General features: G+C 48.8%; 1 protein-coding gene. It reads left to right on the forward strand.

Annotation, left to right across the window (positions count from 1 at the left end; translation table 11 throughout):
• Window positions 1–110 (forward strand): L-serine ammonia-lyase, iron-sulfur-dependent, subunit alpha (locus LZP73_RS20650; protein WP_133242908.1); only part of this gene is annotated, 110 nt, incomplete at its 5' end.
• Between the last annotated feature and the right edge of the window lie 175 nt (window positions 111–285).

Raw genomic sequence — 285 nt, forward strand, 5'->3', positions numbered from 1 at the left:
GCCTCGACAAAGTTATCGAAACCATGTACGAAACAGGTAAAGATATGAACGCCAAGTACCGTGAAACGTCTCGCGGCGGCCTGGCAATGAAAATCGTTGCCTGCGATTAATCGCTCTCCAGAGGCCTCTTTTTGCGAGGCCTCTTCCCGATTTCTCATCCAGCCATAGCCTGTTCTGGCATCGAATGTTACCCTTATCGCCTGATCTTTAAGGGGGTTATCGTGGCTGTTCATTTGCTTATTGTCGATGCACTGAATCTTATTCGTCGCATTCATGCCGTTCAGG

This window comes from Shewanella sp. AS16 (assembly GCF_021412365.1).
GTDB classification, from domain to species: Bacteria; Pseudomonadota; Gammaproteobacteria; order Enterobacterales; family Shewanellaceae; genus Shewanella; species Shewanella salipaludis.